General features: G+C 69.2%; 20 protein-coding genes. 9 read left to right on the top strand and 11 right to left on the bottom strand.

Translation table 11 applies throughout. The annotated features are described in order from the left end of the window. Positions 1 to 655: 655 nt before the first annotated feature. Entirely contained in the window at positions 656 to 1,009 is a 354-nt protein-coding gene (locus ACH4FH_RS30100) for a hypothetical protein (protein WP_398559096.1), read from the bottom strand. 78 nt (positions 1,010 to 1,087) lie between these two features. Beyond that, positions 1,088 to 2,131, bottom strand: coding sequence for a LacI family DNA-binding transcriptional regulator (locus ACH4FH_RS30095; protein WP_398559095.1), 1,044 nt, complete (start codon positions 2,129 to 2,131; stop codon positions 1,088 to 1,090). Between the two features lie 296 nt (positions 2,132 to 2,427). Between ACH4FH_RS30095 and ACH4FH_RS30090 the strand changes: the two genes are divergently transcribed. Genes ACH4FH_RS30090 through ACH4FH_RS30080 form a run of 3 tightly spaced genes read left to right on the top strand, consistent with a single transcriptional unit; the run spans position 2,428 to position 5,791 of the window. Beyond that, complete coding sequence (locus tag ACH4FH_RS30090; protein WP_398559094.1) at positions 2,428 to 3,858, top strand: sugar porter family MFS transporter; 1,431 nt, start codon at positions 2,428 to 2,430, stop codon at positions 3,856 to 3,858. A 47-nt stretch (positions 3,859 to 3,905) separates the two neighbouring features. After that, on the top strand, positions 3,906 to 4,928 hold the full coding sequence (locus ACH4FH_RS30085) for a Gfo/Idh/MocA family oxidoreductase (RefSeq protein ID WP_398559093.1): 1,023 nt from the start codon (positions 3,906 to 3,908) through the stop codon (positions 4,926 to 4,928). Next, positions 4,925 to 5,791 carry a sugar phosphate isomerase/epimerase family protein gene (locus ACH4FH_RS30080; protein WP_398559092.1) on the top strand — a complete coding sequence of 289 codons (867 nt, stop codon included), beginning with the start codon at positions 4,925 to 4,927 and terminating at the stop codon, positions 5,789 to 5,791. Before ACH4FH_RS30085 ends, ACH4FH_RS30080 begins: the two co-directional genes overlap by 4 nt. Here ACH4FH_RS30080 and ACH4FH_RS30075 read toward each other — a convergent pair. Further along, entirely contained in the window at positions 5,769 to 6,209 is a 441-nt protein-coding gene (locus tag ACH4FH_RS30075; protein ID WP_398559091.1) for a hypothetical protein, read from the bottom strand. The genes ACH4FH_RS30080 and ACH4FH_RS30075 overlap by 23 nt on opposite strands. A 78-nt stretch (positions 6,210 to 6,287) precedes the next feature. Between ACH4FH_RS30075 and ACH4FH_RS30070 the strand changes: the two genes are divergently transcribed. Next, positions 6,288 to 6,653 carry a hypothetical protein gene (locus ACH4FH_RS30070; RefSeq protein ID WP_398559090.1) on the top strand — a complete coding sequence of 122 codons (366 nt, stop codon included), beginning with the start codon at positions 6,288 to 6,290 and terminating at the stop codon, positions 6,651 to 6,653. A gap of 247 nt (positions 6,654 to 6,900) precedes the next feature. On the opposite strand, the gene ACH4FH_RS30065 is transcribed toward ACH4FH_RS30070, so the two are convergent. Then, positions 6,901 to 7,560, bottom strand: coding sequence for a MarR family transcriptional regulator (locus ACH4FH_RS30065; protein WP_398559089.1), 660 nt, complete (start codon positions 7,558 to 7,560; stop codon positions 6,901 to 6,903). Positions 7,561 to 7,759: 199 nt separating this feature from the next. Here ACH4FH_RS30065 and ACH4FH_RS30060 point away from each other — a divergent pair, with 199 nt between their 5' ends. Beyond that, positions 7,760 to 8,965, top strand: a complete 1,206-nt coding sequence (locus ACH4FH_RS30060; RefSeq protein ID WP_398559088.1) for a cytochrome P450 — start codon at positions 7,760 to 7,762, stop codon at positions 8,963 to 8,965. A gap of 482 nt (positions 8,966 to 9,447) precedes the next feature. Continuing rightward, complete coding sequence (locus ACH4FH_RS30055; protein ID WP_398559087.1) at positions 9,448 to 10,506, top strand: PP2C family protein-serine/threonine phosphatase; 1,059 nt, start codon at positions 9,448 to 9,450, stop codon at positions 10,504 to 10,506. A 178-nt stretch (positions 10,507 to 10,684) separates the two neighbouring features. Here the strand turns inward: ACH4FH_RS30055 and xdhC are convergent, their stop codons facing one another. From xdhC to ACH4FH_RS30040, 3 genes are read right to left on the bottom strand one after another with little or no spacing between them, the layout of a single operon-like run. After that, positions 10,685 to 11,494 (bottom strand): xanthine dehydrogenase accessory protein XdhC, encoded by an 810-nt coding sequence (gene xdhC / locus ACH4FH_RS30050; RefSeq protein ID WP_398559086.1) that lies wholly within the window; start codon positions 11,492 to 11,494, stop codon positions 10,685 to 10,687. 1 nt (position 11,495) lies between these two features. Then, the gene (gene xdhB / locus ACH4FH_RS30045; RefSeq protein WP_398559085.1) at positions 11,496 to 13,937 is read right to left on the bottom strand and encodes a xanthine dehydrogenase molybdopterin binding subunit; all 2,442 of its coding nucleotides are present in this window, start codon (positions 13,935 to 13,937) and stop codon (positions 11,496 to 11,498) included. Beyond that, on the bottom strand, positions 13,934 to 15,397 hold the full coding sequence (locus ACH4FH_RS30040; protein ID WP_398559084.1) for a xanthine dehydrogenase small subunit: 1,464 nt from the start codon (positions 15,395 to 15,397) through the stop codon (positions 13,934 to 13,936). Before ACH4FH_RS30040 ends, xdhB begins: the two co-directional genes overlap by 4 nt. Positions 15,398 to 15,875: 478 nt before the next feature. On the opposite strand from ACH4FH_RS30040, the gene ACH4FH_RS30035 reads away from it, so the two are divergent. Beyond that, complete coding sequence (locus ACH4FH_RS30035) at positions 15,876 to 16,823, top strand: alpha/beta fold hydrolase (protein ID WP_398559100.1); 948 nt, start codon at positions 15,876 to 15,878, stop codon at positions 16,821 to 16,823. Between the two features lie 123 nt (positions 16,824 to 16,946). On the opposite strand, the gene ACH4FH_RS30030 is transcribed toward ACH4FH_RS30035, so the two are convergent. From ACH4FH_RS30030 to ACH4FH_RS30020, 3 genes are all read right to left on the bottom strand, one after another. Then, positions 16,947 to 18,584 carry a flavin-containing monooxygenase gene (locus ACH4FH_RS30030; protein WP_398559083.1) on the bottom strand — a complete coding sequence of 546 codons (1,638 nt, stop codon included), beginning with the start codon at positions 18,582 to 18,584 and terminating at the stop codon, positions 16,947 to 16,949. 409 nt (positions 18,585 to 18,993) lie between these two features. Then, positions 18,994 to 19,455 carry a hypothetical protein gene (locus ACH4FH_RS30025; RefSeq protein WP_398559082.1) on the bottom strand — a complete coding sequence of 154 codons (462 nt, stop codon included), beginning with the start codon at positions 19,453 to 19,455 and terminating at the stop codon, positions 18,994 to 18,996. Positions 19,456 to 19,470: 15 nt separating this feature from the next. After that, complete coding sequence (locus tag ACH4FH_RS30020; RefSeq protein WP_398559081.1) at positions 19,471 to 19,860, bottom strand: VOC family protein; 390 nt, start codon at positions 19,858 to 19,860, stop codon at positions 19,471 to 19,473. Between the two features lie 113 nt (positions 19,861 to 19,973). On the opposite strand from ACH4FH_RS30020, the gene ACH4FH_RS30015 reads away from it, so the two are divergent. After that, positions 19,974 to 21,041, top strand: a complete 1,068-nt coding sequence (locus ACH4FH_RS30015) for an Lrp/AsnC family transcriptional regulator (protein ID WP_398559080.1) — start codon at positions 19,974 to 19,976, stop codon at positions 21,039 to 21,041. A gap of 567 nt (positions 21,042 to 21,608) precedes the next feature. Beyond that, complete coding sequence (locus ACH4FH_RS30010) at positions 21,609 to 22,082, top strand: ATP-binding protein (RefSeq protein WP_398559079.1); 474 nt, start codon at positions 21,609 to 21,611, stop codon at positions 22,080 to 22,082. Between the two features lie 600 nt (positions 22,083 to 22,682). Here the strand turns inward: ACH4FH_RS30010 and sbnA are convergent. After that, positions 22,683 to 23,738, bottom strand: a complete 1,056-nt coding sequence (sbnA, locus tag ACH4FH_RS30005; RefSeq protein WP_398559078.1) for a 2,3-diaminopropionate biosynthesis protein SbnA — start codon at positions 23,736 to 23,738, stop codon at positions 22,683 to 22,685. Between the last annotated feature and the right edge of the window lie 134 nt (positions 23,739 to 23,872).

The following is a 23,872-nucleotide window of genomic DNA, read 5'->3' as shown; positions in this document are numbered from 1 at the left end:
CCCCGATCTTCGACCTCGTCGACTACGGCATCGTCGGCGACCTCTTCGAGGTCGTCCCGACCCTCACCGAAGAGGTCAAGACCCGCAAGGGCTGATCGCGCAAGCCCGTAGGCGAGGGGTGTTTCTGAGGCAACTCACGGAGAACACTGGCACGTTGGTGGCGCCTGCAGCGACTCCCAGGCCGTGACCGCCGCGACTACGCCGCCGTGCCCCGAGGACATGGGGCACGGCGGCTGCATTCTTGCCGACCATCAGGGGAAGCTCCTATGCCGGCGACCAGTCGGCCACGCAAGTGATCGCCGACGCCGCTGGTCCGCGGTTGTGGCGGGGCCTCGAATGCCCTGCCCGCACACACCTTGGCGTCGGCGTCGGCATCGACGAGACCGGTGATCAACTCCGTAGGCCGGCTGGCCGGGCGGGCGGGTTTGGCGCCGTAAGCGCATGACCGGCGCCGGGCAGAACGCGCCCTGCATCCCCCTGTCTTGGGCAGCAGGCGCTCCTCTGAGGGGTGACACCTTCGCCGATCACATCGCGGTCATGCATGAGCGTAAGCACGCCTCAATGTGAGGCCGCGCCCGCGATGCTGGGCAAGACGCCGCAAGCAACTCGCCCGAGTAGGCGGCGTCAGCCGGCGGGACCCGGCAGTGCGGGCGGCTCAGGTGTGGGCGGTGCGGCGGTCGGGAGTGAGGAGATAAGCGATCGCCATGTCGCTGAGTTCGTCCGCGTACTGCCGCCTGGCTGCTTCGCCGGTGGCGGGGTCGGGGCGCACGGAGTTGTGGAAACAGGCGCCCAGGACGGCGCGGGCCGCGGTGTCCAGCGCAGCTTCCGGGTTGGAGCGCCGGATCTGGTCGGTGTAGGGGTTTGCGGCTTCGAGCACGAGGCGGTGGATTTCAGTGATGGTGCGAGCCCCGCGGTCCAGAGACGTGGTCCCCCGTGCGCGCAGCAGCTCGGGGAAGAGGTTGCTGCTGTCGGCGAAGGACTGCAGCAGGGCGTGCGCGTAGGCATCCATGACGCCGGAGAGCGACGGCTCGGCCGTGCGCAGTTGTCCGTCGCTCCGTCACCGGGTTTCGTGATCCAGAAGCAGCACCTATCGATGCCCCTGCGGCAACTCGACGCGGCTGCGGGGTGCGGCCGCGCCGGTCGACGGTTCGCCGTCCCGCGGCACCGCCGTGGAGGCGCGTACCACCAACTTCGGGTCCAGCACCGCCTCCTGCGGCTCCACCCCCTGCCCTTCCAGCCGTTCGACGACGAAGCGCACCGCGCGTTCGGCGAGCAGAGCCGGGTCCTGACGGACCGTCGTGAGGCCGACGGGCATGAGGTGGGACAGGTGGCTGTCGTCGTAGCCGACGATCGAGATGTCGCCCGGTACCTCGATTCCGGCCCGGGTGAATGTCATCAACAGGCCCAACGCGCAACGGTCGTTGCTCGCCAGGACCGCCGTCGGCAGGCTACTCTCCGCCAGTAGCAGACGGGCTGCCGCGATGCCCGCATCCTCGGTGTGCCGACCGGGAAGGACGCGGGTTTCGTCGGCGAGGCCGTGTCGGCGCATCGCGGCGCGGTAGGCGCGGCGGCGTTCGGCCGAGCCCGGGTCGCGGCCGCCGTCGACATGGACGATCCGGCGATGGCCGAGTCCGACGAGGTGAGCCATGGCCTCGCGCACCCCTTTGCCCTCTGCGGTGTGCACATTGTCGATGCGGGCGCCCTCGATACGACGGCCGATGGACGCGGCGACCGTGCGTTGCCCTAGTGCGTCGAGGTAGGCGGGGTCCGAGGCCGGGCCGAGCAGGATCAGTGCCTCGCAGCGGTGGCTGAGCAGCGCCTCGACTGCCTTCTGCTCGGAGCGGCCGGGCGCGTTGGCGGACAACAGCACGTCATAGCCGAGCCGTTCGGCTTCCGGGTAGATGGCCTCGACGAGGTCGGCATCGAAGGGCTGGTGCACGGTGAGCAGCACGCCGAGTGTCCGGCTGCGGCCGCGGGCGAGCAGCCGGGCAGCGTTGTCGGGGCGGTAGCCGAGCTCGTCCGCGATGCGCAGCACGCGCTCGCGGGTTTCCTGGCTCGCGCCCGGCCGGTCGCGGAAGACGATGGAGACCAGGGCCCTGGACACCCCTGCCTTCTCCGCGACGTCGGACATCGTGGGGCGCCGTTCGCCCGCTGCATCCACCTGTGCCCCCATCCTCCCGAGCTGCGACACGCAGGAAATCGCCGCGCAACAACCTATTGACATGACATTTGGACGACGGCAATCATACAGCCACTAGAGCGCGCTAGTAGAGCGCGACAGTCACTGTCAGCCCCCATGGATGCCCTGGCCGAGGCCACGGGTGTCCGAGGAGCGAAGGGACATAGATGTCGGTCCGTACCCGCACCCACCCGGCCGAACGCGGCCTCTCCGGCACCCGACACCCGAACAACCGGTAGGAGCTGGCCATGGACGTCAGGGACGACGAGATGGCACACACCGCACCACCCGCCCGCACGGGAGACACACCGCGCCACGTGACGCGCCGCCTGCGGGTCATCACCGTCATCGCCACCTTCGGCGGACTGCTCTTCGGCTACGACACCGGGGTCATCAACGGCGCACTGCCGTACATGAGGGATGACCTCGGCCTCAGCCCCCTCACGGAGGGCCTGGTCACCAGCTCCCTCCTGCTGGGGGCCGCCCTGGGGGCGGTCGTCGGCGGAAAGCTCTCGGACGCCCGCGGCCGGCGCCGGAACATCCTGCTCCTCGCCGTGCTGTTCTTCCTGGGTGCGCTGGGCGCCACGCTCGCGCCCGGCACCGCGGTGATGATCGCGGCGCGCTTCGTGCTCGGCCTCGCGGTGGGCGGCGCGTCGGTGACCGTGCCGGTGTATCTCGCCGAGATCTCACCGGCGGAGCGCCGAGGCGCACTCGTCACCCGCAACGAACTCATGATCGTCAGCGGGCAGTTGCTGGCGTTCACGTCGAACGCGGTCATCGCCCATCTCGGCGGCGAGTCCGGCGGCGTCTGGCGCTGGATGCTGGTGATCGCGACGGTGCCCGCCGTGGTGCTCTGGTTCGGCATGCTGGTGATGCCGGAGAGCCCCCGCTGGCTGGCCGCACAGGGCCGCTTCAACGACGCCTTCGAGGTGCTGAAGCAGGTCAGGTCCACGCAGCGGGCCGAGGCCGAACTGAGCGAGGTCTCCGCGCTCGCCGTCAGGGACGAGCAGGAGAAGCTGGGGGGCTGGAAGGACCTCAGGGCCACCCCGTGGCTCCGCCGGCTGATGTGGGTGGGCTTCGGTATCGCCGTCGTACAGCAGATCACCGGCGTCAACACGATCATGTATTACGGCACCCAGATCCTCACCGACGCCGGTTTCGCTTCGGAAGGCGCGCTGACCGCGAACATCGCCAACGGCGTGATCTCCGTGCTGGCCACCTTCGCCGGCATCTGGCTGCTCGGCCGCGTCAACCGCCGCCCGATGCTGATGACCGGCCAGATCGGCACGACCTGCGCCCTGTTGCTGATCGGCGTCTTCTCGTACGTGATGCCGGCCGGCGACGGACGCGCCTTCGCCGTGCTCGCCATGACCGTCACCTTCCTCGCCTTCCAGCAGGGCGCGATCTCGCCGGTCACCTGGCTCATGCTCTCGGAGATCTTCCCGACGCGGATGCGGGCCCTCGGCATGGGCATCGCAGCCGTGGTGCTCTGGCTGACCAACTTCGCGATCGGCCTCGCCTTCCCCTCGCTGGTCTCCGGAGTCGGCATCTCCAACACCTTCTTCGTCTTCGTGGCGCTCGGCCTCCTGGCCATCGCCTTCGTGAAGCGGTACGTGCCCGAGACCAGGGGCCGCTCCCTGGAAGCCCTCGAAACGGAACTCCGCGACCGCTTTTCCTGAATTTCCTCCCGGGCCCACGGGCTCGAAGAACCGCAGAAAGGAATCCCATGACTGTGCGCGTAGGGGTCATAGGCGCCGGCTGGATCGGACAGGACCACATCCGCCGCCTCACCCACGTCATCACGGGCGCCGAGGTCGTCGCGGTCACCGACATCGACACCGCCCGCGCCGAGGAGGCGGCGGCCGCTGCCGGCGCCCGCGCCGTGCCCACCGGAGCCGAGCTGATCGCGTTGCCCGAGGTCGACGCGGTCGTGGTCACCTCGTGGGGGCCGACGCACGCCGAGCACGTGCTGGGCGCCGTCGCCGCGGGCAAGCCCGTCTTCTGCGAGAAGCCGCTGGCCACCAGCGCCGAGGACTGTCTGGAGATCGTCGAGGCCGAGATGGCGCACGGCCGTCGGCTCGTCCAGGTCGGCTTCATGCGCCGCTACGACGCGGGCTACCGCCAGATGAAGGAGGTCCTCGGCACCGGGGAGATCGGCGCCCCGCTCATGGTGCACTGCGCCCACCGCAACCCGACCGTCCCCGAGTCCTACACCTCCCGGATGGCCGCGCTGGACACCGCGGTGCACGAGATCGACGTGCTGCGCTGGCTGCTGGACGACGAGATCGTCTCGGTCCAGGTGCTCACCCCGCGTGCCACCGGCAACCGGCACCCGCACCTGAAGGACCCGCAGATCATGCTCTTCGAGACCGCGGCCGGTGTGCGTATCGACCTGGAGGTCTTCGTCAACTGCCGGTACGGCTACGACATCCAGTGCGAGGCCGTCGGCGAGACCGGCGTGGTGCGGCTGCCCGACCCGGCCGCGGTCGGTGTGCGCAGCGCCGCCCGGCACAGCACGGCGGTACTCCAGGACTGGCAGGGCCGCTTCACGGACGCCTTCGACGAGGAGTTCCGGGAGTGGATCGCCGCCGTGCAGGCGGGAACCGGGCCCACCGGCCCGTCCGCGTGGGACGGCTACGCCGCGACCGTCATCACCAACACGACCGTCGAGGCGCTGGAATCGGGCCGGATCGTCGATGTCCACCTGAAGGACCGGCCCGCCTTTCACACCACCGGAGACGCCCGATGAAGATCGCCCTCGACCCGTACATGTTCCGTGCGCTGCCGATCGACGAGATGGTGCGCACCGTCGCCGAACTGGGCTACTCCTACATCGAGTTGTCGCCGCGCGACGACTTCATGCCCTTCTTCCTGCACCCGCGCGCGGACGACGCTCGGATCGGGGAGCTGAAGACGGCACTGCGGACGCACGGTGTGCAGCTGGCGAGCGTGCTGCCCCTCTACAAGTGGTCCTCGCCCGACGAGACCGAGCGGCAGGCCGCCGTCCGGTACTGGAAGCGGATGATCGAGATCGCCGCGGACCTCGGCTGCCCGCTGATGAACTCGGAGTTCAACGGGCGCCCGGAGCAGGCGGCGGCGAGCGAGGCCGCGTTCTGGCGGTCCCTGGAGGAGCTGTTGCCGCTCTTCGAACGCGAGGGCATCGCCCTCAACCTCGAAGCGCACCCGGACGACTTCTGCGAGGAGAACCGCCCGGCGGTCGACCTGGTCCGCGCGATCAACAAGCCCTGGGTGAACTACCTCTACTGCGCCCCGCACTCCTTCCATCTCTCGGGTGCGGACCCGGCGGCGGACATCGCGGCGATGATGCGCTACGCCGGGGACAAGCTCCAACACGTACACATCGCGGACTCCTTCAACCACAAGGGCTCGTCCGGCCTGCGCTACATCCTCAACCCTCCCGGCACGGCCGCCCGTATCCATCAGCACCTGGACATCGGACAGGGCGAGGTCGACTGGGACGCCTTCTTCGGCACGCTGCGCGAGCTGGACTTCGACGGCGTCGCGACGGCCTGCGTCTTCGCCTGGGAGGAACGCGCCCGCGAGTCCTCCGCCTTCATGCTCGACCGGATCACCAAGGAATTGGCGCGATGAAACTGAGCGTCTGGACCGCCGTTCTGCACGACCTCCCCTCGAAGGGGCACTGTCGGCCATCGCCTCGCCCAGGCTGACCGGCGCCGAGATCAATGCGGGCGGCTTCCTGCCGATCCCGCACCTGCCGGTCGAATAGCTGCTGTCCGGTGCACTGTCCCCCAAGGCATATCTGAAGCCGTTCGCCGAGTCCGGCATCGAGCTCACCGGGATCGACGTCAACGGCGACCCGGTGGCCGGTCCAGCGCACGCCGCCGACCTGCGGCCGCGCCATCCAGGTCGCGGGACTGCTCGGCATCCGCCGTGTGGTGCGCGGGCTGGCCGCGCCCGTGCTGCGCAAGGCACTGCTGACGTAGGACAGATACGAGTAGCGGCCGGCCGCAGCCGGCGAGCGGACGACAAGCACGTTGGCCACGCGCACCGCTCGGAACGTCTGTACGCGAGGGCCGGGCTACGCTCTGCGACGTGGCCGTGGCCGTGGCCGGTGCAGAGTGGGGGTATGACCTTCCGGCGACGCCTCGCGGATCTGTGGCAGCCATGGCAACCAGGTCACGCGCTGTTGGCGATCCCTCTCGGACTGATCGTTGTGAATTCGGTTGTCGACGTGCTGGCCCCAGGCGACATCCATCTAGGGCCCCTGCTGATCGTCGCCCCCGCAATCACTCCCGGGTTGGCCGGCCCCCGGATGGCCGGACTGGTCGGCGCGCTCGCCGTGGCGGCCCAGGCGATCATCGGAGTCCTGCGTGACCGGGACGAACTGTTCTCGACCAACCACCAGGCCCACCCGACCACGCCAACTGAGCAGCCTCACGATGTGAGGCCCCGACACCTTGGAGACGCGCGACACGACTTGACTGGCGCTTGAAAGAGATGAGGCCCTGACCGGCCTCGCCTTCGTCCTTCTCGTCGTCGTGTGGCCCACTCGTGTGCGGGGGAACCCGGCGCGCTCATCACGAGCGGACTGATCCGCCGTCGGCACGTCCACACCGACCGACTGCAGTATCGCGCCACCGATCCCCGAACAACGCTTCGCAGCGGACACGCGGTCAAGCCCACGACGAGGCACCTCCGCAGCGGCCCGGCTGCAGGGCGGAGGAGAACCACGAGACCCATCACTTCAGGAGGGCGCGCCAGCGGTCGGCCGACTCCGTCATGTCCAGGACGACCCGCTCCAAGAACGTCCCTCCCCTGGCCAGCCGCCGGCCCACGGGGCTGTCGATCCCGAACGCCTCCGCCGCCGCCATCGAGGCCCGCACCGCCGCAAGCGTCTGCCGCGAGCTGATCACGATCGAGTGGTACCAGGCCTCGTCATCGATCACGTAGATGTCGCGCCGTCGCTGCGGATCGCGCTCGCGCCGGACATAGCCGTGCTGGACCAGGTAGTTCGTGGCCACGGAGACGGAGGCGGGGCTGACCTTCAGCCTCCGGGTCAGCTCGGCCGCGGTGCGCCTGCCGTGCTCGGACAGCAGCAGGTCGACGTGCACGCGCGCTGTCATTCTCGGCATCCCCGACCCGACCGCCATCTCGATGATCTCCTCTCCCGTCGCGCCTCCCGGTGGTCCGGCCGCGCGCGGGGGTGCCGGTGTGCCACGCCGCGCCCGCCGGCCGGTCGCCTGCTGCGCCTGCTGAGGCTGGTAACCGCCGGGGCCGCCGTTGCGTCCGACCTCCCGGCTGATCGTCGAGGTCGGACGGTCGAGTCGCCTCGCGATCTCGGCGTAGGAGAGCGCGCCGGCGAGTCCGGCCGCGATGCGCCGGCGGTCCTGCTGGGTCAACCGTCCTCCTGGCATGTCGTCAGTATTGCCTTCGCCGCCATTCATTGCAACGCAGCATTGCATTCGAGCCCAGCGTCATTGCATCAATTTGTGGCTATCCACCTGGGCATATGACTTTCAACTGATTGACAGTCATTCTGAATGCAACGTAGCTTTCGAGCATTCCCAAACACGTAATATCGCGAGAAGAGGAATGGCCATGGGGGAATCCCTTCACACCGTCACGACGATGCCGACGGCGCGTCAGCCCGGCTGCCCCTTCGACCCGCCGACAGAGCTGATCGACGCCCGCCGGCACGCCCCCCTCAGCCGCTACACCTTCCCCGGCGGAAAACCGGGCTGGCTGATCACCGGATATGACCTGGTCCGCTCGGTCCTGGCCGACTCGCGGTTCAGCTCACGCAAGGAGCTCATGCTCCACCCGACCATCGACTATGGCGACATCCAGTCCCCTCCGGCGCCGCCCGGCGAGTTCCTCCTCATGGACGAGCCCCAGCACAGCCGCTATCGAAAACCGCTGATGGGCAAGTTCACCGTACGGCGGATGCGACTGCTCACCGAACGCATCGAGCAGATCACCGCCGACCACCTGGACGCCATGGAGGAGGCCGGGCCGCCGGCGGACCTGGTGACCGCGTTCGCCAAGCCCATCCCCGCCATCATGATCTGCGAGCTGCTGGGGGTGCCGTACCAGGACCGGGGCTCCTTCCAGGAGCAGGTCGACTCGTTCATGAACGGGGAGACAAGCGACGAGGACCTGATGGCGGCCTACACCGGGACCCAGGACTACCTCGCGCAGCTGGTGGCCGCCAAGCGTGCGAACCCCACCGATGACGTGCTCAGCGACCTCACCGGCAGCGATCTGACCGACGAGGAACTGAAGGGGATCAGCCTGATTCTGCTCGCGGCCGGTCTCGACACCACCGCGAACATGCTGGCTCTCGGCACCTTCGCGCTACTGCGGCATCCGGAGCAACTGGCCGCGCTGCGCGCCGATCCCGCGCTCGCCGACCGGGCCGTGGAGGAGCTGCTGCGGTATCTGAGCGTCGCCAAGACGTTCATGAGGACGGCGCTGGAAGACGTCGAACTCGGCGGCCGGACCATCAAGGCCGGCTCGCCGGTGATCCTGTCGTACAACACCGCCAACCGTGACCCCGAACGCTTCGCCGATCCCCACGCGCTCAACCTTCAGAGGCAGGGCGGCGGGCACCTGGCCTTCGGCCACGGCATCCACCAGTGCCTGGGGCAGCAGCTGGCCCGCGTCGAGATGCGGGTCGCGTTCCCCGCACTGGTCAACCGCTTCCCCACGCTGCGCCTTGCCGTACCGGCTGAAGAGGTCGCCCTGCGCCCGGAGGTCGCGGACATCTACGGGGTGAAGAGCCTCCCGGTCACCTGGGACGTGTGACCACGAGCGAGTGACGGGTCACCGGCGTGCCTCCCCACGCATCGCTCCGGGTGGGCAACTCACTGCGGTGGACTTGCCGCCACGTCGCGTGCCCGGAGCGTTCAGAGGTGGTGAGCCCCGCCGACGGATCTGACGCATCTGCCAGTCGGCGGCTTGCCGGAAGAGCTGGCTCCGGACGTGATAGGCGGGCAGGAGCGAGCAGCCACAGTGCGAGCCATCCGGAACCCCGTCGGCCGAGAAAGGCCGGTGAGCCCTTCACCGGCACAGCCGTCCGGGTCACACTCGGTTCGTGAGGAGCCCGGCTCTGCTCAGCCTCGGCACCATCGCCCAGCAGGGTGCTTCGTTCGAACACAGACTGCCGACTCCGACCCACAAGAGCGCCATGTCCGCTCTGCGTGGATATCCTGCGAAGTGTGATCAAGCCTGGACGGCTACGCCTCCGTCGTCGCCTCGGCCGGAGGCCACTCATTCTGCTGTCTCCGGTGATCCTGACCGTTGTCATCGCCAGCCTGGCGTACGTCACTCCCCCAGAAGTGGCGTTCAGCCGGCTCCTGCCCGCGGCGCCGGCCCTCGCCGCCGCCATGTGGCCCGTGCTCCCCACCGTCCTGCTGGGGACGGTGTGCCTTCTTCTCATGATCGGCCTCAGCCTCGTGTTCCCCGGCCTGGGGACATGGTGGACTGCGGCGGGGATCGTCGCGGTCACCGTGGCCGCCGCGTACGGAAGTCATATCCGGCTCCAGCGGGAGCAGACCCTGCTCCAGGTCCGGCTCGTCGCCGACGCGGCGCAGCAGGTGGTCCTGAGCCCGATGCCGCGCCGCTTCGGGGGCGTCGAGATCGAGGCGCTGTATCTCGCGGCCGCGGCGGAGGCCAGTATCGGCGGCGACTTCTACGAGGTGGTCGACACGAAGTACGGGGTCCGCCTGCTCATCGGCGATGTCCGGGGCAAGGGGCTGCCGGCTGTGGGCACGGCCGCGGCGATGGTCAACGCCTTTCGGGAGGCAGCCTACGACGAGGCGGACCTGGTCAAAATCGCCCGTCGCCTGGAAGCCAGCAGTACCCGTTACAACGCCGCCTTTCCCACCGAGGGCGTGATGGAGCGCTTCGCCACCGCCCTTCTCGCCGAGATCCCCCACGGCGGCGGCAGCATCGGAATCCTCAACTGCGGACATCCTCCGCCGCTGCTCCTGAACCGCGGTGAAATCCGCGCCCTGGAGCCCACCGTTCCCTCACCGCTTCTCAACCTCGCGGAGCTGATCGGTGATCACTACAGCATCGACACCTTCGACTTCGCCGCCGGCGACCTGCTGCTCTTCTATACCGACGGTGTCGCCGAGGCCCGCGACCGCGACGGCGAGTTCTTCTCGGTGCCGGCCTGGTTGCGTCGACAGCCCCAGGGGCACCCCGGCGAACTGCTCAACGCTCTGCACCATGACCTGCTCCGCTACAGCAAAGGGCGCCTCGACGACGACATCGCCGCCCTCGCCGTGCGCTTGGACGCCCCTACGGAGCCGCTTGCCGGTCGGAGGGATCAGCCCGCTTAGCCTGCATCCAGGCCCGCCCGTAGGTCGGACGCGGCGCCGGCCGACCTCCAGGCAGCGATCCCAGCTGGTGACTGCGCTGGTGAGGCCCATGCCTGTCGAAGGGACGGGCGCTGTCGCGCCGAAAGGGTGCCCCGCACGTAGGCGGGCGGCGAGGCACCCTGTCGATCCGGTTGGAGAGTCAGTTCCCCTCGGTTTCGAAGGTACGCAGCAAATCGGCAGCGACGCTCACCGCAATTGTCGCGGGTTCCTTGCCGGCGATGTCGACCAGCCCGATCGGGGTCTTGATCCGATCGATGGTGGCGTCGCCGTGACCGCCCTCGGTGGCGAGGCGTTTGCGGAACCGCACCCACTTGGCCGCCGACCCGATCAGCCCGAGGGAGCCGAGGTGGGTTGTGCGCAAGGCGGCGTCGCACAGCGCGGCGTCCTCGGCGTGATCATGGGTCATGATCAGGATGTGGGTGCCGGGCGGCAACTTCTCCAGCACCTCCTCGGGCAGCAGCGGCGTGTGATGCACGTGCACCTGCGCCACCGCGTCCGCCAGCACGTCGAGCCGCTCCTCGGTGAGGACGTCGGAGCGGGTGTCGATCAGATGGAGGTCGAGGTCCTGACGTGCCAGGATGCGCGCCAGTTCCAGCCCGACGTGCCCGACGCCGAAAATCGCCACCGCCCGTACCACCGGCAGCGGTTCGAGCAGTACCGAGACCGTGCCGCCGCAGCACTGCACACCATGCTGGTTGGTCACCTTGTCGTTCAGGGTGAAATCAATCAGCTCCGGCTCCGGCTTTGACACGGCGATCATCTCCCGGGCCCGATCGATCGCGACGGCCTCGACATTGCCGCCACCGATCGAGCCCCACGTCTCGGTCTGCCCCACCACCAGTTTCGCTCCGGCGTCGCGCGGGGCATGACCGCGCACGGTCGCGACGGTCACCAGCACGCCGGACTCCCGGCGTGCTCGCAACCGTGCGACCGCGGCGATCCACGCCATGTCAGGCACCGCTCAACGCTTCTGCGTCGGTTCGGATCCTGCCGTTGGCGGCGTGCCCGTTTCCGGTGTGGCCGGTGGTGGCAGACCCGTTACCGGCGTGACCGTTCGGGGAGGCATCGCCCTGGCGAACCGCCTGGATCGCCCAGTACACCGCCTCCGGCGTTGCGGGCGAGGCCAACTCGACGCTGACCCCGCTCGGCCCGAACGCGGCGGCCGCCTGCCGCAACGCTTCTCGCACCGAGAACGCCAGCATCAGAGGAGGCTCACCCACCGCCTTGGACCCGTACACCGCGCCCGCCTCGGTGGCGTTCTCCAGCAGCGTGACGTTGAATTCCTCGGGCATCTCCGAAAAGCTCGGCAGCTTGTAGGTGCTGGCGGCCTGGGTCAGCAGCCGGCCACGGTTCGGGCCGTCCGTGGCGTCCCAGCGCATGTCCTCAAGCGTCAGCCAGCCCGCGCCCTGCACGAAACCGCCCTCCACCTGACCGATGTCGATCATCGGGGACAGGCTGTCGCCGACATCGTGCACGATGTCCACCCGCCGGATGCGGTACGCGCCGGTGAAGCCGTCCACCTCCACCTCTGCCGCGGCGGCGCCGTGGGAGAAGTACTTGAACGGCGAACCCCTGAACGTCTTCGCGTCCCAGTGCAGACCCTCGGTCCGGTAGAAACCGGCCGCCGACAACTGAACTCGCTGGAAGTACGCGGTGCGCACAAGGTCGTCCCAGGCCAGCTCCTTTTCGCTGCCCAGGGTGCGCGCGACGCCCTCGACGATGCGCACGTCCGAGGCATGCGAACCCAGTTGGGTGGCGGCCACCCCCAGCAGCCGCTCGCGCAACTGCTCGCAGGCGTTCTTCACCGCCGCACCGTTGAGATCCGCCCCGGCGCTGGCTGCGGTGGCAGAGGTGTTGGGGACCTTGTCGGTTCGCGTCGGGGCCAGCCGCACCTTGTGCAGCGGGATGCCCAAGCTGGTCGCGGCCACCTGCAGCATCTTGGTGTGCAAGCCCTGGCCCATCTCGGTGCCGCCGTGGTTGATCAGGACGGAGCCGTCCTTGTAGATCAGCACCAGCGCGCCGCCCTGGTTGAAGGCGGTGAGGTTGAACGAGATGCCGAACTTGATGCCGGTGATCGCGAGCGCCCGCTTGGTGTGCGGGTGCGCGGCGTTGAAGGCGGCGATCTCGCACTTGCGATCGGCGATGCCGGCGTTGTCCTGAACCTTCTGCCAGACGGCGGAGATCCGCTCGTGCTGGGCGACCGGCTGTCCGTACGGCGTCGACTGACCCTGCTGATAGAAGTTGCGCTCCCGCAGCTCCATCGGATCCAGGCCGAGCAGCGGCGCGCACCGGCCCATGATGTCCTCGATCACCAGCATGCCCTGCGGTCCGCCGAAGCCGCGGAAGGCGGTGTTGGAGACCTTGTTGGTCTTGGCGATACGACCGGCGATGCGCGCGTTGGGGATCCAGTAGGTGTTGTCGATGTGGCACAGCGCGCGGGCCACCACCGGCTCGGAGAGGTCCAGGCTCCAGCCGCCGTCCGCGGTCAGGGTGGCGTCCAGGGCCCGGATCCGGCCGTCGGCGTCGAAGCCGATCTTCCAGGTGGCGTGGAAACCGTGCCGCTTGCCGGACATGGTCAGATCCTGCGTCCGGTTGAGCCGCAGCCGGACCGGCCGACCGGTCAGCTTGGCGCCGAGCGCGGCGATGGCCGCGAATCCGTGCGGCTGCATCTCCTTGCCGCCGAAGCCACCGCCCATCCGCAGACACTGCACGGTCACTTCGTGGCTGTGCAGACCGAGCACATGCGCGACGATTTCCTGGGTCTCCGAAGGATGCTGGGTGCTGCTCTGGACGAACACCTGCTCGGCCTCGTCGAGATGGGCCAGCGCCGCGTGCGTCTCGAGGTAGAAGTGTTCCTGGTCGGAGAACTGGAACTCGCCGGTGAACACGTGCGCGGAGTCGGCGAGGCCGGCGTCGACGTCGCCGGTCAGCATCACGGGCCGAGCGCCGTGAAAGCTGTCGGCCGCGATCGCGTCCTGCAGCGTGACCAAGGAGGGCTGTTCGTCGAGTTCCACCTCGACGGCCGCCGCACCGAGCCGGGCCGCCTCCAGGGTCTCGCCGAGCACCCAGGCGACCGCGTGGCCGTGGAACATGACCTCGTCGGGGAACAGCGGCTCGTCGTGCTTCATCCCGGCATCGTTGACGCCGGGCACGTCGGCACCGGTCAGCACGCGGACCACGCCCGGCACGGCGAGCGCGGGCTCGGTGCGCAGCGCGGTGATCCTGCCGTGGGCCTTCATGACCTGGACCGGGTGGGCGTGCAGCACGTCCTTGGTGCGATGGACCAGGTCGTCGGTGTAGAGCGCGGTGCCGGTGACGTGCAGGGTGGCACTCTCGTGCGGCATCGAGACGCCGACGACAGGCTTTTCGGGGCGCTCGGACAAATGACTCATGACGACACCGCCTCATTGGTTTGCGCGTACAGCTTCAGCAGGCTCTGGCCGAGCATCGCGGAGCGGTATTCGGCGCTGGCGCGATGGTCGTTCATCGGTGTGCCCTCGACCTGCAGCACCCGGGCAGCGGCCTCGATCGTCTCCGCCGCCCACGGCTTGCCCTCCAGGGCCGCCTCGGTGGCGAGGGAGCGGATCGGGGTGGCGGCCACGCCGCCCAGGCCGATCCGTGCCTTGCGGACGATCCCGTCCTCGATGTCGAGCGCGAAAGCGACTGCCACGCTGGAGATGTCGTCGAAGCGCCGCTTGGCGATCTTGTGGAAGGCCACGACCGGCGACAGCGGCAGCGGGACGCGCACCGTGCGGATCAGCTCGCCGGGACGGAGCACGCTCTGCCGGTAGCCGGTGAAGTATTCCGCCAGCGGGACCTCGCGCTCACCGTCGGCGTCGGCGAGCACCACCGACGCCTCCAGCGCGAGCAGCGCCGGCGGGCTGTCACCGATGGGCGAGCCGGTTCCCAGGTTGCCCCCGAGGGTCGCACCGTTGCGGATGAGTCGGGATGCGAACTGCGGGAACAGCTCTGCCAGCAGCGGGACGCCGCCGTCGAGGCGGCGTTCGATCTCGGTGAGCGTCAGCGCCGCCCCGATCTCGATGTAGTCGGATTCGACGCGCAGCTCCCGCAATTCGGGCAGCCGGTCGATGGCGACCACGCAATCCGCCCGCCGGGAACGGATGTTCACCTCGACGCCCCAGTCGGTGGAGCCGGCGAGCACCACGGCGTCGGGCCGCTCGCGCAGCAACTGCACTGTTTCGGCCAGGGTGCTCTTCCGCAGGAACGCGCTGCCCTCCTGGGTGTATTCGGTGGCGACCGGTGCGGGCGGGGACTGCTCGCGACGCTGCGCCAGCGGGTCCTCGTCGGTGGGCGTACCAACGGCGAACGCGGCGTCGCGGATCGGGCGATAGCCGGTGCAGCGGCACAGGTTTCCGCTCAGCGCGTGCAGATCGAAACCGTTCGGACCGTGCTCGGCGTCGGTGCTGTCGGCCGAGTCCGCGTGCGCGCAGCGGTTGGGCCGGTAGTACTCGGCGGCCATGCTGCAGATGAACCCCGGCGTGCAGTAGCCGCATTGGGAACCGCCGCGGACCGCCATCTCCTCCTGCACCGGGTGCAGGGTGGGCGGCCTGCCGGGTTCGCCGGCAGTGGCGAGACCTTCGGAGGTAATGATCTCCTGACCGTCGAGCGCCGCGACCGGGACCAGGCAGGCGTTGACCGCCACCCAGTCGGTGGGCTTGTTCACCCCGGGTCGGGCCACCAGGACCGAACAGGCGCCGCATTCACCCTCGGCGCAGCCCTCCTTGGTGCCGGTGAGGCCGCGCTCCCGCAGAAAATCCAGCGCTGTGGTGTGGGGCGCAGCCGGTGAAATCGGTGCTTCTTTCCCGTTGACCGTGATCCGCGCCTCTACCATGACAGGCCTTCATTTCGGTGCGCGATCGGTCGATTCATCATGTTCGCCAATTTCAGGCAGCTTTCTGTGTTCAGACGCGCCACGTGAGAGGAATGGGCGCAGAAAGGCACGTAACAGCGACGTGCGGGAAGGTGGTGACGGGAAACCCGGAAGTGCCACGAACGGGCACATCAGAACGGCGTGCTCAGCAGCCGTGCGCGATGCGACCCGGAACCCAGACCGTGCACTGGGCGAGGCGACCAAGATCAGAGCTGGTGTACATCCGCTGGTCGCCTCCTTTCGGTCGTGGTGGGTCGACGACTACCGCAAATTAGTTGCTGGGGCCACAGGGGTCAAGAGGCTGACCTCGCACAGCGTCCTTGCCGGCCGGCTACCGCCGCCTGCATCGTCGACGCGCTCGCCGAGGGCCGACCGGTGAAACCGGCACCGCCACCCGAAGATCACGGGGCGTACGCTCATCATCATGGTTGAGCATCGAATGGTTGACGTGAACGGCGTTCGGCTGCACATCGCCGAGCAGGGCGACGGCCCCCTGGTGGTGCTGCTGCACGGCTTCCCCGAGTCATGGCACTCCTGGCACCACCAGATCGGTCCCCTGGCCGATGCGGGCTTCCGAGTGGTCGCCCCCGACCAGCGTGGATACGGACGCAGCGACCATCCCGAAGACGTCGACGCCTACAGCATCCTCCACCTGGTCGGCGATGTCGTCGGACTGATCCAGGCCCTTGGCGAGGAGAAGGCGTATGTCGTCGGACACGACTGGGGCGCCCCGGTCGCCTGGCACACCGCGCTGCTGCGACCGGACATGGTGCTCGGGGTGGCCGGCCTGAGCGTGCCACCCCCCTTCCGGGGGACGCAGCCTCCGCTGGCCGCCATGGACAAGAAGTTCGGCGGCCGCTTCTACTGGAACTACTTCAACCGCCCCGGTGTCGCCGACGCCGAGTTCGCGAGGGACGTACGCACCACCCTGCGGAAGTTCTTCTACGCGGCTTCCGGCTCCGCTCCGCACACCGGCGAGGTCAAGCAGCCGCTGATCGAGCCCGGGCAGGGCTGGCTCGATGCCATGCCGGACCCCGAGGTACTGCCGGACTGGTTCACCGAGGACGATCTCGACGCCCTCACCGAGAGTTTCTCCCAGGGGTTCACCGGGGCCCTCAACTGGTACCGCAACCTCGACCGCAACTGGGAACTGACCGCTCCATGGCACGGCGCCGTCGTCACCCGGCCCGCCCTGTACATCTACGGCGACCGCGACCTCGTCCCCGCCTTCCCCGGCACACCCGAACTCATCGAGCGCCTCCCCGACCTCATGCCCAACCTCTGGCGCAAGCCCCTCAAACTCGCCGGCTGCGGGCACTGGACTCAGCAGGAACGCCCGGAAGAGGTGAACACGGCGCTCATCGAATTCCTCAGGGCCTGTGCCTGAGCCTGGCCTGGCGTGACCTGCCGATGGTCGAACCTGGCAGGTGAAATGGTGACGGGGGTGTTCTCGTGGCCATCGGTCAAGAGGGCTTCCTCGTTCCGGGAACGAGGAAGCCCCGCTGTCGTTCTATGAAGAGGAGGCAGCGGAGAGGGCGAACCCCCTGTAGCCGCTTCGGGCCACGGCGTCGCACTCCTCCCGGTACCGGTCCAGCCCGCCCGCGTAGGCCAGGAAGACGTGGGGTTTGCCCGGTACGTTCGCTCCCCTGTACCAAGATGCCGCGGCCGGATAGAGCGTCCGGGCGGCGAACTCCGCCACCCGGACACCCCAGTCCGCCTCGGCCCCTGGAATGGCGTCGATCTCCGTGAGGCGGTTACTCCGAAGATGGTCGATGCAGTCAGTGATCCACTCCACCTGCTGTTCCAGGGACACCGCGATGTTGCTGAGTACGGACGGGCTGAGAGGCCCGAGGACGGTGAAGAGGTTGGGGAAGCCGGCCGAGACGAGCCCCAGGTAGTTCCGTGGGCCGTCCGCCCATTTGTCCCGGAGCGTCGCGCCGCCCTTGCCGACGATGTCGATGGCGAGCTGGGAGCCGGTCAGGGCGTCGAATCCGGTGGCGAACACAATCGCGTCGAAGTCGTGCTCCCCGTCCGAGGTCCGGATGCCCCGGGACGTGATCGTCTCGATCGGGGTGGTACGCAAGTCCACCAGCGTGACGTGCGGCCGGTTGTAGGTGGCGTAGTAGCCGGTGTCCAGGCAGGGACGCTTGGTCGCGAAGGGGAACGTGCGGGGGGAGAGCCGTTCCGCTGTCGCCGGATCGGAGACGATAGACCGGATCTTGGACCGGACGAACTCGGCCACGGTCTCGTTGGCCGTCTCGTCGGTCAGGATGTCGGTGTAGGTGCGCAGCAGTCCGCTCAACAGGCCCGAACCCCAGGCAGCCTCGTAGGCGGCCGTGCGCTCCGCCTCGTCCGCCTCCAGGGCCGAACCGGTCGGCGGCTCGAAGACGGTCCCGCCCCGGGACAGCCGCTGGGCCTGCCGGAACTCCGGGTATCGGGCCTTGAGTTCCGCGATTTCGGTGGCTCGGAGCGGGCGGTTGTGGGCCGGCAGCGCGTAGGCCGGGGTGCGTTGGAAGACGGTGAGGGAGGCCGCCTCCTCGGCTATGACGGGGATGGCCTGGACGCCTGAGCATCCGGTGCCGATCACGGCGACCCGCTTGCCGGCGAAGGAGACGTCCTCGCGCGGCCAGCGGGCGGTGTGGTAGGTGGCGCCTGCGAAATCGTCACTGCCGGGGATCCCGGGGTCCTTGGGCACGGACATACAGCCCGACGCCAGCACGATGAACCGGGCGGTGACGGTCCGTCCGGTGTCCGTGGAGACCTGCCAGACGTGGCCCGCCTCGTCGTACACGGCGCGGGTGACCCGGGTGCGCAGCATCACGTCCCTGCGCAGGTCGAACCGGTCGGCGACGTGGTGGATGTAGCGCAGGATCTCCGGCTGGGACGCATAGCGCTCGCTCCACTCCCATTCCTGGTCCAGTTCCGGGGAGAAGGAGTAGGAGTACGACATGCTCTCGACGTCGCAGCGGGCGCCTGGGTACCGGTTCCAGTACCAGGTGCCGCCGACGTCCTCACCGGCTTCGAAGACCACCGTCGTCAGGCCGAGTTCACGCAGCCGGTGGAGCTGGTAGAGGCCGGAGAGCCCCGCCCCGACGACGACGGCGTCGACCGGGCGGGCGGCGGAAGGCGGGACGGGGGTGGTGTCCATCGGGTTCTCCTGTCTCCTCGCACGCGGCACGCGGCCGCGTGGTGTGCGGGGCGCGTACGGGCGTCGTGCGGAGGCCGGGCGAAGGCGTGGGCGAGTAGGGCGTAGGAACAGCGTCGGCATCCTGCTGAACTTCCGGTGGGACGAAAGTCCGTACCGTCCAACGGCCGCGGTTCCGAGCCGGTTCCCCCCTCCGTCCGCCCCGCCGGCCCGCACCCGCCCGGCCGGCTCGCCTTCCTCGCCCCCCGGCGCCCACACTCGCGAGTGCCCGCCCTGGCTCAGGTCTCGCAGCGCCGCGCCCACTTGGTAGCCGCCGTGGTGAGGTTCGCGGTGGGACCAGGGCGGTGATGTCGCCCAAGGCAATCCGACGCCATCCGACAAGGGGCCTTTCAGGGGCCGCCGCCCAGCCGGCTCACGACCGGCCGTAGCGCCGCGCCGGCCGGCCGTGCCGGACCAGGACGGTGACGGTCGCCGCCAGGAAGAGGAGCTGGATTGCCGTTCGTGGCCCGAGCTGGTCCCACCAAGGGACGTCCGGCCCGGCCGCGTACACGTTGGCAGGAAACATCACGACCAACAGCAGGCCGAGCGCGGCGGCCGAGACCCGGACCGTCTTCGACCACAGCAGCCCGATGGCGCATGCGAGTTCGGCGATGCCGCTCAGGGTGACGAGCAGCCCCGGGAAGGGAAGCGCCGGCGGCACCATCGCGATGAGCTCCTCGCGCATCCCGATGAAGTGCGCGCCGCCGGTGAGGGCGAACATGGCGGCCAGTCCGCCGCGCAGGGCGACGGCCGGGCGACGGAGCCGTGCTGCTCCGAGCGCCCCGACGAGCAACAGCAGGCCGGTGACGGCGGCGAGGGTGAGGAGGGGTTCCACAGGTGGCCTTCCGTCTCAGCCGGACTCGCCGGTCACCGCAGCGGCCGACCTGCCGACGGTCTCCGGATCGATCTGCTGGATCTGGACGACGACGCCGTCCGGGTCGGTGACACGGATGCTGCGGCCGAAGTCCTCGTCGACGATTTCGTAGGCGTAGCCGGTCCGTTCGAGCCGCAGCGCGACCTCCTCCAGTGGCTCGTCCGTCGTGAAGCCGAGTTCGGCGGTGCCGGGCGGGCGGCCCTTCGACACTGCCGCGTCGTGGATGCCGACGGCGCCCGCGGCGGCGGTCAGCCGGACCCAGACGGCCGCGCCCGGCTCCTGCCGCACGGCGAGCCCCAGCCCGGCGTAGAAGTGCCGCGACGCCTCGACGTCGGCCACATACCTGATGGGAAGAACGGTCAGCATGGTGTACCTCGCTCCGGTGTCTCCAAGTGGTGCGGACAGCGTCCCGCCGGGCGCCCCGGTGGGCGCTGTACATTCGCCGGGAACGACGCGATCCGCAGTCCGGAGGGGGCAAGGTGACGCAATCCGTCACGCTCGACGAGTTGGACCGTCGCCTGGTCCACGCGCTTCAGCTGGACGGCCGGGCGCCGTTCAGCAGGATCGCCGCCGTGCTCGGGGTGCCGGAGCGCACCGTGGCACGCCGCTACCACCGGCTGCGGTCCGCCCTGGTCGTCCGGGTCGCGGGGCTTGTCGACAGCTCGCGCATCGGCATGCTCGACTGGCTCGTCCGCGTCGACTGCGCACCCGACGCGGTGGACGCGCTGATCGCCGTCCTCGCCCATCGGGATGACACCTCGTGGGTCGCCGCGCTCGCCGGTGGAAACCGTCTGGCCTGCATGGTCCGCACTCCGGGGACAGGCGCGGACGGTGGCCGTCCGTTCTTCGAGCACCTCGCCCGAACCCCAGGGGTGCGGGACATGGAGGCGAGCTGCGTCCTGCGGCCGGTTGCCGGGGTCGGCGGCTGGGCGGGCCGGACGAGCGCCCTGGGCAAGGCCGAGGAAGCACAGCTGCGCCGGCTGGCGGCATCGGACGACCGGGAGGTACGGCAGGAGGGTGTCGGCGAGCCGGAGGACGGGGGCAGGCCGGTCGAAGGCGGCGGGCCGGTCGACTGGGACGAGGCTGACTTTTGGCTGGTGGGCGAGCTGGCCAGGGACGGCCGGGCGGACGTGCGGCAGCTGGCAGCCACCACCGGGTGGTCGGCTTCGACCGTGCGCCGCCGCATCGCACGGCTGCGCGCCACCGGGGTACTGCACTTCGAGGTGGACGTGGACCCGGCCCACTTCGGCTCCCCCATCGAGGCGCTGCTGTGGCTGGAGGTGGCGCCCGCGGCGCTCGGCGCGGTGGCGGACGCGTTGTCCCACCACGCGCCGGTCGCCTTCGCTGCCGTCACCACCGGTCCGGCGTCCGTCTTCGCCATGGTTCAATGCCGCGACACCGGCGCCCTCTACGACTACCTCGCTCGCGAACTGAGCGGTCTGCCAGGCATCGGCCGCACGGAGACCGCCCTCGTACAGCGCCGCACCAAGCGGGCGGGCCCCCTGCTCATGCCGATCCCGCCGGCAGGGCGCCGGCGAAGAGCCTGAAGCCCCTACGGAGCCCGATGCGGCCGGCACTCCCTTGAGACGCGTCACCGCGGAGCGCAGCGCACAGCGCATGGCGTCCGTGCCCGCCGGTGTCCGCCCGCCCCGCACCTCACCCCAGCCCGTCGAAGTCGACTTCCCTGTAAGGCACTTGGGGCGAGGCGTTGGAACAGGAGTCCTGAGGCCCCGCTGCCCATGTGCTGGCCGCTGGTGGACTCCGGCGTCGGCAGGTGCGCAAGGGTGTCACGGTGCGCCATGGATGCCATACGCAAAGAAACAGCTATTTATGCGCTGTGAACCCATCCGGGGACGGAGTGGGCTCCGAATAAGGGGCATGACGCCAATTCCTGTACCGACCAGAGTGCGAAACCAGGACCCGCGCGCGGGCCGCACGCGAGCTCACATCGGCGATGCCCCAAGGGCTCGACCTCAGTAGCCGAGAGCACCACCATCATCATCCCGACAGTTGGAGGAGCGACAGCGGTTCTCGGTCTTCTGGAAGCCGCGCTCCCCTCAGAACGCATCGGCGCCACCCAACCGCCATGCGGACACCGCGACAAAGGTCCCGTCATGACTGCCACCCTCTCAACCAGCGCACCCGCCCCATTGGGCACCAGGCACCCAGGCGGCGAGTTGCGATGCGCATGCTGTTTCGCCGAGAGGCCGGAGGAGGTCGCGGCCGCCCGCGATGCCACCCGCGGCTTTTTCGACCAGGTGCACCCAGGCAACTCGGCCGACGTCGAAGCCGCGGCCCTTGTCGTGTCCGAACTCGTCACCAACGCGATCCGGCACGGTCATGGGCCCGGCACCCTCACCCTCACCGCACACCCTGACGGGCTCGACATCACCGTCACCGACCCCAACCCCGAGCTCCCGCACGCACGCCGCCCCGATACCGAGAACGGCACCGGTGGCTTGGGCTGGTACCTCATCACCGCGGTATGCGATCAACTCGATGCCGCCCCGAATCCCGGCGGCGGCAAAACTGTCCACGCCCACCTCCCCTGGGCGGAGGAGCCCTGTCGGGTCGGCGCGTCCGCATGAGGATACGCAGACGTGGAATTGAGGCCGCCTGCGACCAGGGCCACGCTCGCGTGGCGAGCATTGTCGGGTCGTCGTCACCAGCGATGACGGAAAGCGTGCCAGTCGGTGAGAGGTCTGGGCTGAAGAGCTGGATCACGACACTCCGTCAGAGGGCGGCAGCCTGACTGCTCCTGTGGCTTGAGGGAGTTGGGCGGACGCGCCGGGCCACGCCAGTCCACGGCTCTTCGCTCGGAGAGGCTGATGAGCGGCCCACGCGGGTGGCCACACCCTGGTCGTTCATCGCTGAGGACCCATACCCGGGCGTACCAAAATCCGCTTACCCTTCCCGACCACTCCCGCTGAGGCCGCCGAACGCACCGGCACTCGCCCCGGGATACGTTGCGCGCTGTGCGCGCGGTCCAGGCCCGACAACCGATCTTCGCGCTGGACGGTTGCCCGGCCTCCTGGCTGCCTGCGTACCTCACCGCGGTTTCGGCATTGTGCCGGCGAGCTTGCTGGTGGGCTACGGCGGCATCCGCCGAAGCCCACGTCAGAGGAGTTCACGGCCAGTTGAGTTATCGCCGGGGAGGCGCCGCCGCACGGGACAAGGGCGTTCGGCAGTCAGGCTTCGTGCCGGTGATGCCGTCGGTGCGGCTGAGTGTCCAGTGACCGGACCGGTGGTGCGGTGCGGGCCGTCGCGGCTTCGGCGTTGGGCGGCAGGTCGGTGTCGAGCACCTCGTCGCCGTACAGGTCCTGCACCCAGTTGGCCTGGTAGATGGTGTCGAGGTAGCGCTCACCGAGGTCCGGGGCGATGGCCACCGCCGTGCGTCCTCGTGTGTCGTGCCGGGCCAGCCAGTCGGTGGCACCGCTGACCACCGTGCCGGTCGATCCGCCGAACAGGAAGCCGCGTCTGGCCAGTCGATGGCACGCCCGGATGGTGTCCGCTTCCTCCACGCGCACGACATCATCCACGTAGGAGTCCTCGAGCAGCGGCGGCCGGACGCTCATGCCCAGGCCGGGAATCATCCTGCGTCCTGGTGGCCCGCCAAAGGTCACCGACCCGACACTGTCCACGGCGATGATCTGCACCGGCCGGTGCCAATTCCGGAAGTAGCGCGCGCAGCCCATCAGGGTGCCCGTGGTTCCCGCGCCGACGAACAGCAGGTCCAGCTGCGGGAAAGAGTGGGCGATGGCGGGAGCCGTCCGGCGGTAGTGCGCCTTCCAGTTGCTCGGGTTTGTGTACTGACTGAGCCATATGCACCGTTGGTCAGAGGCGCACATGTCGCGGACGTACGCGAGTCGTGCGCCGAGGAATCCGCCGTTGCCCTCCTCGTCGGAGACCACGTGCACCTGGCTGCCCAGTGCCTCCATCATCAGCCTGGTTGTCAGATTGCAGCGGGAATCAGTGACGCACAGAAACTGGTAGCCCTTGCTCGCCGCGATGATGCTCAGCGCCACGCCGAGATTTCCGGACGAGGACTCGATCAGGACCGATGCCGGCGTCAGGTCTCCGTCCCGTTCGGCGGCCTCCACCATCTCGGTCGCTGCCTTCAGCTTGATCGAGCCGGCGAAGTTGAAGCCCTCACATTTGAGGAAGAGCGAGTGCTCGAAAATCGGCCGGAGGTCGACGTAGAGCTCTTCCTCGTTGAATGCCTGGGGCACGGTTATGACTGGCACGATGGTCTCCTCCTTCGCGGCAGAGCACCTTCGGAATGTCCATCCATCCGACCGTGGCGGCGAGCTTCGCGCTCTTCAGGGCGGGACCGGTGTCCAACCGAGGAAGGCGGGAAGTCGCGGCAGTGCCGCGGTGT

Source organism: Streptomyces sp. NPDC017993 (assembly GCF_044328065.1).
Lineage (GTDB): Bacteria > Actinomycetota > Actinomycetes > Streptomycetales > Streptomycetaceae > Streptomyces.
Note: the sequence above shows the minus strand (reverse complement) of the source record. Positions and strands in the feature narration are given on the sequence as shown.